Origin of the sequence: Pseudomonas meliae (genome assembly GCF_001400515.1) — a bacterium.
Classification (GTDB): domain Bacteria; phylum Pseudomonadota; class Gammaproteobacteria; order Pseudomonadales; family Pseudomonadaceae; genus Aquipseudomonas; species Aquipseudomonas amygdali.
Genome location: NZ_LJQT01000139.1, coordinates 1 through 16287 on the forward strand (window position 1 = coordinate 1; position 16287 = coordinate 16287).

Below are 16287 nucleotides of genomic sequence, written 5' to 3' on the forward strand. Positions count from 1 at the left end.
TGTCTACACCCTCTTAGCGGGCGGCATTTGCATTAACTGCGCGATCTGGGGGCTGCGGTTGGGATATTGTGAGTCCGTTTTTGGCCGCTCTCTGCTCACCACCACTGGCGGGGGGCGGCCAAAAGCGGTCGGTCGTGACAGGCCAAAACTGGCTAGAACCGGACGCCTAGCCGGATTCCTTCAAACTGATAAGCCTGCTACACCGAACGATTGTGTAGCATGGGGCGCTGCAATAGGAGATCCAAGGTAGGGACGTATGAATAACCGCAATGAGAAATCTTCGGACTTGCTTCATTACTTCAAGTCTCGCAAGGAATATGCTGCTTCCCGAATGTTCGGCTTATCCGATCAGACGGAGCTCTGTTTTGCTTTGTCGGGGCTGACGTTTCAAGGTGGCCCTTACGTCTTCCGAAAGATCGGAGAGTTGCGGGAAGTCATTCATCCCCCAGGAGAGATTGAGCTAGCCGCAGCTCTGAGAAATAAGACTTTACTGAGCGCCGTCGCTCGTCATATGCCCGCAGTAACCCATGAGCTTGCGCTGCGATGTAGCGAGCCGAAGTTCGCACAGGCGAATCTGAACATCGGCTGGTGGATCATTTCCGCGCTTAGATGCCGTACGCTTACCGAAATACTGGTTCCCGCAGTAGCAAGCGCCTCATGGGACGTCATACCAGCTGTTCAAGCTGACTCCTGCGAGATTCAACTGCTTGAGGACGTGCCTGCGGCTAGGCAGCTGAGCCCCAGAATCGAAATACCTGTAGCTTCTCTCGACTGGGTCCAGGCGAACCTTGAGCGCTGGATAAATTTGCTGGAGCTACCTGCATTCAGGCTAGCTACCGACTCCCTAACTACTCACCACCAGCATGCAAATTTGAGAATGGCAGCCGCAGCCCTCTGGGCGGGTTTTGAGGCCCTCTTTGGGATAAGCTCGGAGCTTCGTTTTCGCCTTGCGCTGCTTGCAGCTGCATACCTTGAGGAGCGCGGCCCAGAACGTCTTGCTCTCTATCGACGGATTAAAAAACTGTACGACTATCGGTCAAAAGCAGTACACGGTGGGGCCACCTCCGACGATCTCCTGACTAAACACATAATTGAGGTGCGGGGACTTTTGTCCCGATTGATGTGCCGCATGACAGAAGCAGGCACCTTGCCCACTACCGACGAATACGAAGAGCTGCTTTTGAGTTGATGCCCTACTGACGCCAGTTAACCGCCCAAGCTGTTTGAAAACGCCAGAGTTACCCAGGTGTTTTGGCGTTACCTTGAGTGAGTATTCACCCAAATTTGATCCGGTCGGGAAACTCCGAGCGCGTAGGATGGAGGCGCTTTTGGAGGGCAATAAAAACCGGAATACTCTAATGGCTGATTCATATGCCCGTGCATTCAATTATCGACAGCCCTTAGTTTTCGGGTTGGTTGTGGTTGGTCTTGTCTGTCAGATATATTTGAATACTGTTTTCCGTCTGTATGAGTCTCAAGAGCGTCAACGGTAAGTGACATGGCGTAGTGCAGCTGGTTAATGTATGGGGCCATTATCTCTTTAAGTTCTAGGAGTGACTTCGTTTGTATGGCTGTTTGTTCTACTACCGGCTTTCCGAGTTTTATGAGTGATACGGTCAAGCTCCAGTCTAAGTTTTTACTATTTGAGGAGTGGAGGGCGAGCATTACGCATCGCATGGCCACAGTCGCGTTGCCTTGGATGTCTGGTAGATATTGCTCGCTTTCGTTTGGTAGGATGCAGGCGGATGTTGAAACGAAATCATTTCTAATGGTTTTTGGTATTCCGTATTCATCTAGCTTGGTTATCAAAGGCCATGCATATAAGGCACGTAACATCCTAGCTTTTTTTGCATAGTTACTCGTATCTTCTACTCTGTGTTGCGCTATTGTTTCCAGCTCTTGGGCCATCTTGTTTAGGTTTTTTGTCCGCTCGCTTAGGTCTGATTTTTCAGAGTTTGTGAGGTTGAATACGTCAACATCATGCTCATTTAATAGTTTCAATGAATTTGCAAGCCGTTTAGCGTCAGAAGCTGCTTTCCTCAAAGCGCTAAGTCGGATTTGAGTGTCACTTTTATCTAGAACTATAAGCTCATTTTTTTGCTCTGTTAGGAATTCTATTAAGGATGCCTTTCTGTCCGACGATAGATGATCTAAGGATGGATGCACTAAGATGCTTTCTATCAGTTGACTACGAAATTTTTCCTGGTCGGCATCGTTGTCAGATCGCAGCATCTGAAGCCTCCTTTTTCCACTGATCAAGCTTGTCTGCCCAATGCTGCATCATTTCTGCTCGCTCAACCATATATGTAGCGTGATTGTAGGCCCTACGAACCGAATTAGGCTCTGCATGAGCCAGCTGCGCCTCAATTGCATCAGATCTGTAACCCATTTCGTTAAGCCTCGTGCTTCCTGTTGTACGAGTTCCATGGGGACTGTATATCGTTGCCCAACCGAGTTTTTCAGTGCTTGGCGAAAAGCAGCATCAGACATCGGCTTGTGGCGATCATCTCGGTTAGGAAAAACATAGGCGCTTTGGCCGGTGATTGGCTGCATTGTCGTTAGTATCGAGACTGCCTGGCGGGGGAGGGGAAGCAAATGTTCCCGACGTGCCTTCATCCGCTCTTTAGGGATTTTCCAAAGCCCATTGGCTAGGTCGAATTCATCCCACCTCGCCTGAACGCTTTCATTGGCTCTCGTCAGCGTCAACCACATTAACCTGAATGCCATCTGCGTCTGGAAATGCCCTCCGTGGGACTCGAAAGCATTGAGTAGATTGCCTACCTGGCCTGACGTAAGTGCCGCTTTGTGTTGGGTTTTGTTCGGTGGCAGAGCCTTTCTCACAGGCCATACGGGATCGGCGTCGGCTCTAAGAGTAGCGACTGCTAGCTCAAAAACTCCTGACATCGTGCGTTTTGCTTCGGCAGCTACCGATGGGGCCCCGCGCTTCACTGTTTTATTCAGGATGTCGAGTACATGTGCTGATGTGATGGTTCGAACTGGAAGTTTCCCTATCGAAGGGAAAACAACCCTCTTTAGCATCCCCAATCTCCGAGACTTCGTCACCGGCTCCCAGCTCTTAAGAGCAAGCCACTCTTGGGCGATCATCTCAAATGTGTTGGAAGCATCCATCTCCCGTTTGATTTTCGTGAGCTGTCTGTTCTGCACTGGGTTGATGCCCTGTCTGACCAGCTTGCGGGCCTCATCGCACTTCTCTCGGGCATTTGCCAGCGACAGGTCGGGATAATCGCCGAGGGCGAACCAGGAGGCCTTTCCGCAAAGCTTAAAGCGGTATCGCCATGCCCTCACCCCGTTAGGCTTTACCTCAAGGTACAGGCCTCTAGCGTCGTTGATGCGATACAGCTTGTCTTTGGCTTTTGCAGCCCGGCAGTGAGCGTCGGTGAGCATTGGATGACTCGGTTTTCACAGGATGCATTCATCGTATACACCTAAAAACGGCTTGTCCAAAAATCATATACACGAGCGTAGTCGCTTTTTTTCTGCATGGTCGTGCAATCGCATGCAACACATAGAAACGCGAAAGCCCCATAGAATGGGGCTTTCTGAGCGATTTTTAAGCCTTTAAGCAACCTTATGCAATCACCTGCAATGTTATCTACAGTTTACACGTTAAACCTGAAATGCATCACATCACCATCCTTGACGACATATTCCTTGCCTTCCAGACGCCACTTACCCGCTTCCTTGGCACCGGCTTCACCCTTGAACTGGATGAAGTCGTCATAGGCCACGACTTCGGCACGAATAAAGCCTTTTTCAAAGTCGGTGTGGATGACGCCTGCGGCCTGTGGTGCGGTTGCACCGACGCGGACGGTCCAGGCGCGAACTTCTTCGACGCCAGCGGTGAAGTAGGTCTGCAGGTGAAGCATTTCGTAGCCAGCGCGAATAACGCGGTTCAGGCCGGGTTCTTCGAGGCCCAGCGCTTCGAGGAACATGTCTTTTTCTTCGCCGTCATCCAATTCGGCGATTTCGGCTTCGATCTTGTTGCAGACCGGCACCAGCATTGCGCCTTCTTCTTCGGCGATGGCGCGGACCACGTCCAGCAACGGGTTGTTCTCGAAACCGTCTTCGGCAACGTTGGCAATGTACATGACCGGCTTGGTGGTCAGCAGGTGGAAGCCACGGATGGTGGCCTTCTCGTCGTTGCTCATGCTCTTCATCAGGCTGCGTGCTGGCTTGCCTTCGCTGAAGTGGGCGATCAGTTGTTCAAGCAGGCCTTTCTGGACCACTGCGTCCTTGTCACCGCCCTTGGCATTGCGCGTGACCTTTTGCAGTTGCTTCTCGCAGCTGTCGAGGTCAGCGAAGATCAGTTCCAGATCGATGATCTCGATGTCGCGCTTGGGGTCGACGCTGTTGGAGACGTGAATCACGTTCTCGTCTTCAAAGCAGCGCACCACGTGAGCGATGGCGTCGGTCTCGCGGATGTTGGCGAGGAACTTGTTGCCCAGGCCTTCGCCTTTTGAGGCACCTGCCACCAGGCCTGCGATGTCGACGAACTCCATGGTGGTCGGCAGGATGCGTTTCGGGTTGACGATGGCTGCCAGGGCCGCCAGGCGCGGGTCAGGCATCGGCACGATGCCGCTGTTCGGTTCAATGGTGCAGAAGGGGAAGTTCTCGGCCGCAATACCAGATTTGGTCAGGGCGTTGAACAGGGTGGACTTGCCGACGTTAGGCAGGCCGACGATGCCGCAATTGAATCCCATGGTGTTTCCCCTCGAGTGATGTCAGGCCTTCTGGCTGTGCAGGTTTTTCATCGCCCGGTTCCATTCACCGGCGAAGATATCCGGCAGCACGCCGAGGGCAAAATCGATACTGGCGTCCAGTTTTTCCTGTTCGGCGCGTGGCGCTCGACCCAGGACAAAGCCGGATACCTTGCTGGCATCGCCCGGGTGGCCGATGCCAAGCCGCAAGCGATGAAATGTGTTCTGGTTGCCGAGCTGCGCGATGATGTCGCGCAGGCCGTTATGACCGCCATGGCCGCCACCCACTTTGAGTTTGGCAACGCCCGGAGGCAGGTCCAGCTCGTCATGCGCCACCAGAATCGACTCAACCGGAATACGGTAGAAACCGGCGAGTGCCGCGACGGCCTGGCCGCTACGGTTCATGTAGGTGGTGGGGATCAGCAGACGAACGTCCTGACCTTGATGCGTAAAACGCCCGGTCAGGCCAAAGAATTTGCGCTCGGGAACGAGATTGACTCGCTGCGCCGCAGCAATACGCTCAACAAAGAAAGCCCCTGCGTTATGCCGGGTCTGTTCGTATTCAGCGCCTGGATTTCCCAGGCCCACGATCAGTTGTATGGCGGTCACGACAGGGGCTCTTCCTTTGGAGTTGAGGGTTAAACCGCTGACGACAGCGGCAATGTGGGCGAAAACTGCTCATTTACCATGATGTAAACTCAGCGATCTCGCCCGCTTTGCCTGCTATCGCTCGCGATGTTTCCTGAGCAACTCCGACGTTACCAAGTAATGAATTACTCGGCTGCGCCTTCTTCACCTTCTTCTGCTTCGTCTTTGACGATGCGCGGTGCGTGGACGTTGGCGATTGCCAGGTCAGCACCGTGTGCCAAGGCAACGAACTCGACGCCTTTAGGTGCTTTCAGCTCGGACAGGTGAACGTTGTCGCCCACTTCCAGCGCGCCCAGATCAACCTCGATGAACTCAGGCAGGTCTTTAGGCAGGCAGGTCACTTCCAGTTCAGTAGTAGTGTGCGAGATCTCGCCGCCTTTCTTGACTGGAGCTTCTTCGTTCAGGAAGTGGATCGGCACGATTGCGGTCAGTTTCTGGCCGGCAATAACGCGCACGAAGTCAGCGTGCATCACGTGGCCTTTGGCCGGGTGACGTTGCAGCGCCTTGATGATGACGTTCTGCTTCTGGCCGCCAACGTTCAGCTCGATGATGTGGCTGTAGGCCGCATCGTTTTCGAGCAGTTTGGCAACTTCCTTGGCCAGCATGCTGATGAACTCAGGGGCTTTGTCGCCACCGTAAACTACAGCTGGAACCAGGCTGGCGAGACGACGCAGGCGGCGGCTCGCACCTTTCCCCAGGTCGGAACGCTGTTCTGCATTCAGGGTAAATTCGTTCATGTTGTATCTCCAAATTAACCACATCCGCCGTTGCGTTTGCGACCAGCGCTTGGGCGGTATGGGCAAAAAAGCCCCACNNTTTTGTCAGGGCGGGGCGCTTTTCGTCTGCGTGATGTCAGTTAACGGAACATCGCGCTGATCGATTCTTCATTGCTGATGCGGCGAACCGCTTCGGCGACTACCGGCGCAATATCCAGTTGACGGATACGGCTGCAGGCTTGTGCTGCTGCGGACAACGGGATGGTGTTAGTGACCACCAGTTCGTCCAGCACGGAATTTTCAATGTTTTCGATCGCCCGGCCCGACAGCACAGGGTGTGTGCAGTAGGCAAAGACCTTGGCTGCGCCATGCTCTTTCAGGGCCTTGGCCGCGTGGCACAGGGTGCCGGCGGTGTCGACCATATCATCGACCAGAATACAGGTACGCCCTTCGACATCACCGATGATATGCATCACTTCAGAGTGATTGGCTTTCTCACGGCGTTTGTCGATGATACCGAGATCGACACTCAGGGATTTAGCGACAGCACGTGCACGCACGACGCCGCCGATATCGGGGGAAACGATCATCAGGTTTTCAAAGCGCTGGTCTTCGATGTCATCCACCAGAACGGGGGAGCCGTAGATGTTATCTACCGGAATATCGAAGAAACCCTGGATCTGGTCAGCATGAAGATCAACCGTGAGAACACGGTCGATTCCCACCACGGTGAGCATATCAGCAACAACTTTCGCGCTGATGGCAACACGTGCGGAGCGCGGACGGCGATCCTGGCGGGCATAACCAAAGTAGGGAATCACAGCAGTGATTCGGGACGCTGAGGAGCGGCGGAAGGCATCAGCCATCACAACCAGTTCCATCAGGTTATCGTTCGTTGGTGCGCAAGTCGGCTGAATGATGAAGACGTCTTTACCGCGGACGTTTTCATTAATCTCAGTGCTGATTTCGCCGTCGGAAAATTTTCCGACAGAAACATCACCGAGTGGGATATGCAGCTGACGTACTACACGCCGAGCGAGATCGGGGTTGGCATTCCCCGTAAAGACCATCATCTTGGACACGCGCAGTACCTAGAGGCTGAGGGTAACCTGGATGAGTATAGAAAATGGCAGGGGCGGCTGGATTCGAACCAACGCATGGCAGGATCAAAACCTGCTGCCTTACCGCTTGGCGACGCCCCTGTATTGAATCAATCGAGTGCCTGGCACTCAATTCCTGTTACAGAATTTGCAGCTTGCGATGCAACATCGAAATGTTACTTCCTTTCGCTACGAACCCCGTAAGGGTCTCTGCAAGAAGGGCCGAGACTTTATCAGCTTCAGCTTTGTTTGGGAAGGCCCCAAACACACAACTTCCAGTTCCGGTTAATTTTGCTTCGGTAAAATTACCTAACAAATTCAAAGCGTTACGTACTTCTGGGTAACGCCTCTCTACAACCGCCTTACAGTCATTTCGACTGTTTCCCTTGGGAACGGGGCGCACTTTAATGGGCGGCGTGTCGCGTGTCAACAACGGATCTGAAAAAATTTCTGCTGTACTTACAGCGACTTGCGGAACGAGCACCAAATACCAGGGTTCTTCGGGGTCAACCGGGGTGAGAATTTCCCCGACACCCTCAGCAAATGCGGCGTGTCCACGGACAAAAACCGGTACATCAGCGCCCAGAGTCAGGCCCAGTTGCGCCAGACGATCTTCATCCCAGCCAAGTTGCCACAAATGATTCAGCGCCAGCAGTGTGGTGGCAGCATCCGAGCTGCCGCCGCCAATGCCGCCGCCCATGGGCAGGCGTTTTTCCAGCCAGATATCCATGCCCAGCGTGCAACCGGACTGTTTTTGCAGCGCGCGGGCGGCTTTGACGATCAGATTGCTGTCATGCGGGACGCCGGGTACATCGGTCTGCAGACAAATTTCGCCGTCCTGGCGAACGGTAAAGCCCAGTTCGTCACCATAATCGAGAAACTGAAACAGGGTTTCCAGCTCATGGTAGCCGTCCGGGCGGCGTCCCAGAATGTGCAGCATCAGGTTCAGCTTTGCCGGGGCAGGCAAAACCAGCTGGGGTGTGGCCATATCCTGTAATGCAGTCACGGTCATTGCCCCAGTTTGCGAGGCTGCCAGTCCTTGATGACCAGCGTGACATCGAGGTCCTGGCCGTGCAGCTTGACGCGTTCGGGCAGCCAGTAGCCATTCTGTTCGACATAACTGAGGTATTCCACCTGCCAGCCGTCCTGTTCAAGGCTGGCCAGACGGCTGTCACCGTCGAGTGTCACGCTACTTTTGCTGTCCGGTGCCGGCAAGCCACGCACCCACCATACGAGGTGGGAAACCGGCAGTTTCCAGCCCAGTTGATCCTGAAGCAGTGTTTCCGGCGTTGTGGCTTCGTAGCGGCCTTGGTTGGCGACTTCAAGCGCGACAGCGCCGGGCCTGCCGGTCAGTCGTGCTGCGCCACGGCCAAGCGGACCGGACAAGCGGATATCGTAGTAATCCTGACGCTGCAGCCAGAACAGGGTGCCGCTGCCGGAGTCCTTCGGCGCACGGATGCCGACCTTGCCGTTGATCTGCCAGCCATCGAGGCTGCTCAGTTGCTGTTTGTGTTCGCGCCATTGCGCGGGGTCGCCCTTGCCCTGAACGGCTTCGCGGGAAGTGAGACCGGCGCAGCCGGTGAGCAGGGCGATGAGGCTGAATACGATTACGTGGCGCAAAAACATAACGTCAAAGGGTCTCTGAACCGGTCAAGCGTCGCAGTGTGCTGCGCAGGACGGTGCTGTCGGGTTGTTGTTCCAGGGCCTTGGCCCATACTTTCCGGGCTTCGCGCTGTTCGCCTTTGGCCCAGAGTACTTCGCCCAGATGTGCGGCTACTTCGTGGTCAGGGAAGCGTTCGAGCGCCTGGCGCAGGTAGCGTTCGGCAGCATCCAGATTGCCCATGCGGTAATTCACCCAGCCAAGGCTGTCGAGAACCGCCGGATCGTCGGGGCTGATCTGATGGGCTTTCTCGATCAGTTCGCGGGCCTCGGCGTAACGCGTGGTGCGATCGGAAAGGGTGTAGCCCAGTGCATTCAGTGCCATGGCGTTTTCCGGCTCGCGCTTGATGATGCTGCGCAAGTCTTTTTCCATCTGCGCCAGATCATTGCGCTTTTCAGCCAGCATGGCGCGGGTGTAGAGCAGGTTGGCGTCATCCGGGTACTGCTTGAGCGCCGTGTTCAGCACCTGCCAGCCGCGATCCAGTTGATCATTGCTGGTCAGGGTTTCAGCTTCGATCAGGTACAGCTGAATGGCGTAATCGGGCTCTTCGGCACGTGCTTCAGCCAGGTGTTTGGCCGCTTCTGCGCCGTTGCCATTGCTGACCAGAATATCGGCCTGGCGCAATTGAGCCGCCAGGAAGTCCGGGCCCGGTCCGACCTGAGCGTATTCGTTGAGCGCGCTTTGCGGGTCCTCGCGCTCTTCGTGGATGCGGCCGAGATTCAAATGCGCTGAATCGACGTGTGCACCACGGGCGATCAGTTCTTCCAGGTAGCCAGCCGCTTCGTCCCAGGCCTTGGCTTCAAGGCACACCAGAGCCAGCGAGAAGCGCAGCTCGTCGTCGTCCGGATATTGCTGCAAAAGGGCGGAAAACTGCACTTTGGCGTCTTCCATGCGGTTTTGCTCGACGAGCATGCGCGCATACGTCAGGCGCAGGCGTTTGTCGTCCGGGTATCTCTTGAGGCTTTTTTCCAGCAGGGGCACCGCTTCCTTGCCTCGGTTCATGCTTTGCAGCAAGCGGGCATGCAGCAGGATGGGCGCGATTTCACCTTCTTTGGGCGGGTTGTCTTCCAGCAGCTTCAACGACTGTTCGGCGTCACCATTCTGCTGAAGCAACAGCGCCTTGCCGAAAATCAGCTGGCTATTGTTCGGGTATTTGCCCAGCAACCGATCAAAACTTTTGAGCAGGCCGTTGCGGGTGTCCGGATCGGTTTCGGCCGCAGACAGTGCCAGAAAGTCGAAGTGCGTGTCGCCCTGACCCTGCAGGACTCTCTCCATGTACACCAGAGAATCGTCGTAACGTCCCGCGCGCGCCAGTTGAATGGCTGCGGCGCGTTGCGCTTCAAGGTCGGTCGGTGCGTTTCTTGCCCAGATCAGCGCGGTTTCCAGCGCAGACTGATCAGCGCCCATGTATTCGGCGATCTGATAGGCGCGCTCGGAGACCCCCGGGTCCTGAGTCTTGATCGCCTGGGTAACGTAGTTATCCAGGGCGATGTCGAAGCGGTTGCGCTGGCCGGCCAGCTCCGCGCTCAACAGGCTGACCAGGGTGTCCTGAGTGAACGAACCATAGACCTTCGGCTTGGCTTCAGGCGCGGGAGGGGCGTCTTTCTGAGCGGGCACGGGCTGTGACGAGGCGGGGGCCATTGACTGGCAGCCGCCTAGAAAGGCAAGAGCAAGGAACAACGCGGAGGATCTATTCATATATAAGAAGGGCGGCTTACCTGCGGTGGGAGCATCATGACACAAGGCTGTTGGCAAAACCCATAGCTGTCGGAAAAACTGATGCAATGCGTGTGTTTGCAGTGTCGCGAGCCTGAAAACGCAGGCTGCGACGATCGATTGTAGTGGGACAATAATATGTGGTGGTTGTTCTGAGCTTATTGAAGTAGGACAATTACCGGCTTCACGTCACCACCTGCGACCCTGAATGGCCTTCCTTGCACTCGGTATCAATCATAAGACCGCCTCGGTCGACGTTCGCGAGCGCGTGGCATTTACCCCGGAACAGTTGGTGAAGGCGTTGCAGCAGCTTTGCCACCTGACCGAAAGTCGCGAGGCTGCGATTCTTTCAACCTGTAATCGCAGCGAGTTGTACATCGAGCACGAGCATCTCGGTGCGGACAGCATTCTTGCCTGGCTTGCCAATTACCATCACCTCAGCCTGGAAGAACTGCGCGCCAGCGCTTACGTCCACGAGGACGATGCCGCCGTGCGACACATGATGCGTGTCGCCTCGGGGCTCGACTCCCTGGTGCTCGGCGAGCCGCAGATTCTCGGCCAGATGAAGTCTGCGTATGCCGTTGCGCGCGAGGCCGGAACGGTCGGGCCGTTACTGGGACGTCTGTTTCAGGCCACGTTCAGCGCTGCCAAACAGGTGCGTACAGACACTGCAATTGGTGAAAACCCGGTTTCCGTGGCCTTCGCCGCGGTCAGTCTGGCCAAACAGATTTTCAGTGACCTGCAACGCAGTCAGGCCTTGTTGATCGGTGCGGGCGAGACCATTACTCTGGTCGCCCGGCATCTGCATGACCTGGGCGTCAAGCGTATCGTGGTTGCCAACCGTACGCTGGAGCGCGCCAGCATGCTGGCTGCCGAGTTCGGTGCCCATGCGGTGTTGCTCTCGGATATCCCGGCCGAGCTGGTCAACAGCGATATCGTGATCAGCTCCACCGCCAGCCAGTTGCCGATCCTGGGCAAGGGGGCCGTGGAAAGTGCGCTGAAACTGCGCAAGCACAAACCGATTTTCATGGTCGATATTGCCGTACCGCGGGATATCGAGCCTGAAGTCGGCGAACTGGACGACGTTTACCTGTACAGCGTTGATGATCTGCACGAAGTGGTGGCAGAAAATCTCAAGAGTCGCCAGGGGGCTGCACTGGCTGCCGAGCAGCTGGTCAGCGTGGGTGCCGAAGACTTCATGTCGCGGCTGCGCGAACTGGCGGCGGTCGATGTGTTGCGCGCCTATCGTCAGCAAAGCGAACGGCTGCGTGACGAAGAACTGAGCAAGGCGCAACGTATGCTGGCCAACGGTAGCAATGCCGAGGACGTATTGATCCAGCTGGCACGTGGTCTGACCAACAAATTGCTGCACGCACCCAGCGTGCAGCTCAAGAAGCTGTCTGCCGAAGGTCGCGTCGATGCGCTGGCCATGGCCCAGGAACTTTTTGCCCTCGGTGAGGGCTCGACGGATAAAACCCCGCAATGAAAGCTTCACTGCTCAATAAGCTGGATGTCCTCAGCGACCGTTTCGAGGAACTGACCGCGCTGCTCGGCGATGCCGAAGTGATCAGCGATCAGACACGCTTTCGCGCCTATTCCCGTGAGTACGCCGAAGTGGAGCCGGTCGTTGCGCTTTACCAACAGCTGATCAGGGTGCAGGGTGATCTGGAGGGCGCGCAGGCGCTGCTCAAGGACAGCGACCCGGACATGCGCGAAATGGCCGTCGAGGAAGTTCGCGAAACAAAACAGCAACTGGTAGAGCTGGAAGCGCAATTGCAGCGCATGTTGTTGCCCAAGGACCCGAACGACGGCCGCAACGTGTTTCTGGAGATCCGTGCGGGCACCGGCGGCGATGAAGCCGCGATCTTCTCCGGCGACCTGTTTCGCATGTACTCGCGTTACGCCGAGCGGCGTGGCTGGCGGGTGGAAATTCTGTCCGAAAACGAAGGCGAGCATGGCGGCTACAAGGAAGTCATTGCGCGCGTCGAGGGTGACAGCGTCTACGGCAAGCTGAAATTCGAGTCCGGCGCGCACCGTGTGCAGCGCGTGCCCGAGACCGAGTCGCAGGGTCGCATCCACACGTCTGCCTGTACGGTTGCAGTGCTGCCGGAGCCTGACGAGCAACAGGCGATCGAGATCAACCCGGCCGACCTGCGTGTCGACACCTATCGCTCCTCAGGGGCCGGTGGTCAGCACGTCAACAAAACCGACTCGGCGATCCGAATTACCCACTTGCCATCGGGTATTGTCGTCGAGTGCCAGGAAGAGCGTTCGCAGCACAAGAACAGGGCCCGGGCAATGTCCTGGCTATCTGCCAAACTGAATGATCAGCAGACCAGCGCGGCGGCCAACGCCATCGCCAGCGAGCGCAAGCTGCTCGTGGGGTCGGGTGATCGTTCCGAGCGTATTCGTACGTATAATTTCCCTCAAGGGCGAGTGACGGATCACCGCGTGAACCTGACGCTGTATTCGCTGGATGAAGTTCTGGCGGGCGGGGTCGATGCAGTGATAGAGCCGCTACTCGCTGAATATCAGGCTGATCAACTTGCGGCACTGGGTGAGTAAATGACCATCATCGCAAGTTTGTTAAGAAGCGCCGAGCTTCCCGATTCACCGACCGCGCGGCTCGACATAGAGCTGCTGCTGGCGGCAGCGCTGGGCAAACCGCGCAGCTTTCTGCACACCTGGCCTGAGCGCATCGTCAGCACCGAGGCTGCGCTGGCATTTGCAGGTTATTTGCAGCGTCGACGCACGGGCGAACCGGTGGCTTACATTCTCGGTCAGCAAGGTTTCTGGAAGCTTGATCTGGAAGTAGCGCCGCATACCTTGATCCCGCGGCCAGAGACCGAAATGCTGGTCGAGGCAGCGCTGGAACTGGTGCCTGCGTTCGCGCCCGCCAAGGTACTTGACCTGGGCACCGGCACTGGGGCGATTGCGCTGGCGCTGGCCAACGAGCGCCAACAATGGAAAGTCACAGCGGTCGACCGTGTGCCTGAAGCGGTGGCGCTGGCTGAACGCAACCGCCAGCGTCTGCAACTGGATAACGCCCAAGTGCTCAACAGCCACTGGTTCAGTGCTCTGGAAGGGCAGCAGTTTGATCTGATCATCAGTAACCCGCCGTACATCGCCGACGCTGATCCGCATCTGTCGGCCGGTGATGTACGTTTCGAGCCGAGCAGCGCGTTGACTGCCGGTTCCGACGGGCTGGACGATTTGCGCACGATCATTGCCGACGCGCCGGTGCACCTTAGCGCCGATGGCTGGCTGCTGCTGGAGCACGGTTACGATCAAGGCCCGGCGGTACGCGAACTGTTGATCCGTCATGGTTTCGAGCGCATCCAGACGCGTCGTGATCTGGGTGAGCACGAGCGCATCACGTTCGGATGCAAGCCGTGCTGAGTGATCAGGAGCTGCTGCGCTACAGTCGCCAGATTCTGCTGCAACACGTTGATATCGACGGCCAGCTGCGCCTCAAGCAAAGTCGCGCGCTGATCGTCGGCGTCGGCGGGCTTGGTTCGCCGGTGGCCCTTTATCTGGCCGCCGCAGGGGTCGGTGAACTGCATCTGGCGGATTTTGATAACGTCGACCTGACCAACCTGCAACGCCAGATCATTCATGATACCCAGAGCATCGGACAGGCCAAGGTAGATTCGGCTCTGGCCCGGCTCAAGGCGATCAATCCCGAGATCACTCTCGTCGCTCATCGCTCAGCGCTGGATACCGACTCACTGGAGGCGGCGGTGCAGGCTGTCGATCTGGTGCTGGATTGCTCGGATAATTTCGCCACCCGCGAAGCGGTCAATGCCACCTGTGTCGCTGCCAGCAAGCCGTTGGTCAGCGGTGCTGCCATTCGGCTTGAAGGGCAGTTGTCGGTGTTCGATCCGCGTCGTGCGGACAGCCCGTGTTATCACTGCCTGTACGGTCACGGCAGCGAAGCCGAACTGACCTGCAGCGAGGCCGGTGTCATCGGGCCGCTGGTTGGTCTGGTTGGCAGCCTGCAAGCGCTGGAAGCCTTGAAGCTGTTGGCCGGTTTTGGCGAGCCAATGGTCGGGCGACTGTTATTGATTGATGCCTTGACTACACGTTTCCGTGAACTGAAAGTCAAGCGCGACCCGGCGTGCAGCGTTTGCAGTGCAGCAAGCGGGCAGAGCGAACATGCCTGACATGCAGATGAGCCATGCCAGCGATGCGCCTGTCGCAATCTTCGATTCCGGGGTCGGTGGCCTTTCAGTACTCAATGAAATCCGCCAGTTGCTGCCCAGCGAGTCACTGCTGTATCTGGCGGACTGCGGGCATATTCCTTATGGCGAAAAGACCCCTGAATTCATTACCGAACGGTGCCTGACAATTGCGGGATTCTTCCGCGAGCAGGGTGCCAAGGCACTGGTCGTCGCCTGCAACACCGCGACGGCGGCGGGTGTGGCGCACATTCGTCAACGCTACCCGGACTGGCCAATTGTGGGTATGGAGCCTGCTGTCAAACCTGCTGCCGAGGCGACCCGCAGCGGTGTTGTCGGTGTGCTGGCGACTACCGGAACGCTACAAAGCGCCCGCTTTGCGGCGTTGCTGGACCGATTTGCCAACGATGTTCGGGTCGTGACCCAGCCGTGCCCAGGGTTGGTCGAACTGATCGAAACCGGCGATCTGGTCAGTCCGCAAATCCGTCAATTGCTGCAGCATTATGTCGAGCCGCTGCTGGCAGCGCGCTGTGACACCATCATTCTCGGCTGTACTCACTACCCGTTTCTCAAGCCTTTGCTACGGGAAATGCTTCCCGAGTCGGTCACCCTGATCGACACCGGGGCTGCGGTAGCGCGTCAGTTGCAGCGTCTTTTGTCGCGTTCCAGCCTTCTTGCCACTGGCACCGCGCGAGAGACTATGTATTGGTCTAGTGACATACCGGACAATTTCAGAAAAATCCTACCTTTTTTGTCGCAAAGTCCTGGCAATGTGAGAAGCTTCCGTTTGTAAAAAAAACGTGAAAAAAGGCGCTTTTGGGGTGAACTAACGTCGCCTCCGCGGCTTCTATAAAAGCGGCTGATGAATTCCAACACTTTTCGTACAATTTAATATATTTAGGACGTTTCTCATGAAGAGACTCTTTTGCCTGGCCGTGATTGCGGCCGCTTTGGCAGGGCAAGCTTCAATCGCGCAGGCTGATGGTGTTGAGTTTTCGGTCGGTCAGACCGGCGAGTCGACCATGACTTATCGTCTGGGGGTGCAGTTCGATTGGGATAAAACCTGGCTGCAAAGCGACATCGGCCGTTTGACCGGCTACTGGGATGGCGCTTACACCTATTGGGATGGCAAGGACTACAAGGATAACCACAGCCTGTCGTTCTCCCCGGTTCTGGTCTACGAGTTCGGCAACGGCAACGTCAAGCCTTACGTAGAAGCCGGTATCGGCGTCTCGGTGTTCTCCAACACCCAGGTTGAAGATCGCAAGTTCGGTTCTGCCTTCAACTTCGAAGACCGCATTGGTTTCGGTCTGCGCTTCGCGGGCGGGCATGAAGTCGGCATCCGCGCGACTCACTATTCCAACGCCGGCATCAAAGAGCCGAACGACGGTATAGAAAGCTACGCACTGCACTACAAGATGCCGTTCTGATTTGACTGGCATTCGTGCCAACGCTTCGCTGCAGCACAACGTAATGCCTTGCACAAAAGCCATTGCGCATAAAATGCTTTTTTATCGCGATGGCACTGACAACGCAGAGTGCGACGTTAGT

Annotated in this window: 15 protein-coding genes, 1 tRNA gene and 1 pseudogene; 7 read left to right on the plus strand and 10 right to left on the minus strand. The window is 56.5% G+C overall.

The genetic code is table 11. The features are described from left to right. Positions 1 to 256 precede the first annotated feature (256 nt). Positions 257 to 1189 (plus strand): HEPN domain-containing protein, encoded by a 933-nt coding sequence (locus tag ALO64_RS06125; protein WP_004660438.1) that lies wholly within the window; start codon positions 257 to 259, stop codon positions 1187 to 1189. 194 nt (positions 1190 to 1383) lie between these two features. Here the strand turns inward: ALO64_RS06125 and ALO64_RS06130 are convergent, their stop codons facing one another. From ALO64_RS06130 to ALO64_RS06175, 10 genes and pseudogenes are all read right to left on the minus strand, one after another. Beyond that, entirely contained in the window at positions 1384 to 2232 is an 849-nt protein-coding gene (locus ALO64_RS06130) for a hypothetical protein (protein WP_004667894.1), read from the minus strand. Next, a pseudogene (locus ALO64_RS06135) lies at positions 2219 to 3405 on the minus strand (tyrosine-type recombinase/integrase). The gene ALO64_RS06130 and the pseudogene ALO64_RS06135 overlap by 14 nt, the downstream one beginning before the upstream one ends. 215 nt (positions 3406 to 3620) lie before the next feature. Further along, the gene (ychF, locus tag ALO64_RS06140; protein ID WP_044343946.1) at positions 3621 to 4721 is read right to left on the minus strand and encodes a redox-regulated ATPase YchF; all 1101 of its coding nucleotides are present in this window, start codon (positions 4719 to 4721) and stop codon (positions 3621 to 3623) included. A gap of 21 nt (positions 4722 to 4742) precedes the next feature. Then, positions 4743 to 5327 (minus strand): aminoacyl-tRNA hydrolase, encoded by a 585-nt coding sequence (pth, locus tag ALO64_RS06145; RefSeq protein ID WP_003317127.1) that lies wholly within the window; start codon positions 5325 to 5327, stop codon positions 4743 to 4745. Positions 5328 to 5491: 164 nt separating this feature from the next. After that, positions 5492 to 6103 (minus strand): 50S ribosomal protein L25/general stress protein Ctc, encoded by a 612-nt coding sequence (locus ALO64_RS06150; protein WP_044343947.1) that lies wholly within the window; start codon positions 6101 to 6103, stop codon positions 5492 to 5494. Between the two features lie 119 nt (positions 6104 to 6222). Continuing rightward, a complete protein-coding gene (locus tag ALO64_RS06155; RefSeq protein ID WP_044343948.1) occupies positions 6223 to 7164 on the minus strand; it encodes a ribose-phosphate pyrophosphokinase in 942 nt (313 codons plus the stop codon). A gap of 45 nt (positions 7165 to 7209) precedes the next feature. Then, positions 7210 to 7284, minus strand: a tRNA-Gln gene (locus ALO64_RS06160). 37 nt (positions 7285 to 7321) lie between these two features. Next, complete coding sequence (gene ispE / locus ALO64_RS06165) at positions 7322 to 8170, minus strand: 4-(cytidine 5'-diphospho)-2-C-methyl-D-erythritol kinase (RefSeq protein WP_044343964.1); 849 nt, start codon at positions 8168 to 8170, stop codon at positions 7322 to 7324. A 20-nt stretch (positions 8171 to 8190) separates the two neighbouring features. Continuing rightward, entirely contained in the window at positions 8191 to 8808 is a 618-nt protein-coding gene (lolB, locus tag ALO64_RS06170) for a lipoprotein insertase outer membrane protein LolB (protein ID WP_011167841.1), read from the minus strand. 4 nt (positions 8809 to 8812) lie between these two features. Further along, positions 8813 to 10540 (minus strand): tetratricopeptide repeat protein, encoded by a 1728-nt coding sequence (locus tag ALO64_RS06175; RefSeq protein WP_082303391.1) that lies wholly within the window; start codon positions 10538 to 10540, stop codon positions 8813 to 8815. A 226-nt stretch (positions 10541 to 10766) separates the two neighbouring features. Here ALO64_RS06175 and hemA point away from each other — a divergent pair, with 226 nt between their 5' ends. The 6 genes from hemA to ALO64_RS06205 all read left to right on the plus strand — a co-directional run bounded on the left by hemA (position 10767) and on the right by ALO64_RS06205 (position 16166). Then, positions 10767 to 12044, plus strand: coding sequence for a glutamyl-tRNA reductase (gene hemA, locus ALO64_RS06180; RefSeq protein WP_044343950.1), 1278 nt, complete (start codon positions 10767 to 10769; stop codon positions 12042 to 12044). After that, the gene (prfA, locus tag ALO64_RS06185) at positions 12041 to 13123 is read left to right on the plus strand and encodes a peptide chain release factor 1 (RefSeq protein WP_002552150.1); all 1083 of its coding nucleotides are present in this window, start codon (positions 12041 to 12043) and stop codon (positions 13121 to 13123) included. The genes hemA and prfA overlap by 4 nt, the downstream gene beginning before the upstream one ends. Next, on the plus strand, positions 13124 to 13957 hold the full coding sequence (gene prmC / locus ALO64_RS06190; protein ID WP_005746222.1) for a peptide chain release factor N(5)-glutamine methyltransferase: 834 nt from the start codon (positions 13124 to 13126) through the stop codon (positions 13955 to 13957). It begins immediately after the preceding gene. Beyond that, on the plus strand, positions 13951 to 14721 hold the full coding sequence (locus tag ALO64_RS06195) for a molybdopterin-synthase adenylyltransferase MoeB (protein WP_161794686.1): 771 nt from the start codon (positions 13951 to 13953) through the stop codon (positions 14719 to 14721). The genes prmC and ALO64_RS06195 overlap by 7 nt, the downstream gene beginning before the upstream one ends. Then, positions 14714 to 15529, plus strand: coding sequence for a glutamate racemase (gene murI, locus ALO64_RS06200; RefSeq protein ID WP_044343952.1), 816 nt, complete (start codon positions 14714 to 14716; stop codon positions 15527 to 15529). Before ALO64_RS06195 ends, murI begins: the two co-directional genes overlap by 8 nt. A 118-nt stretch (positions 15530 to 15647) precedes the next feature. Then, positions 15648 to 16166: an acyloxyacyl hydrolase gene (locus ALO64_RS06205; protein WP_002552154.1), complete on the plus strand. Its 519-nt coding sequence runs from the start codon at positions 15648 to 15650 to the stop codon at positions 16164 to 16166. The last annotated feature ends 121 nt before the right edge of the window (positions 16167 to 16287 follow it).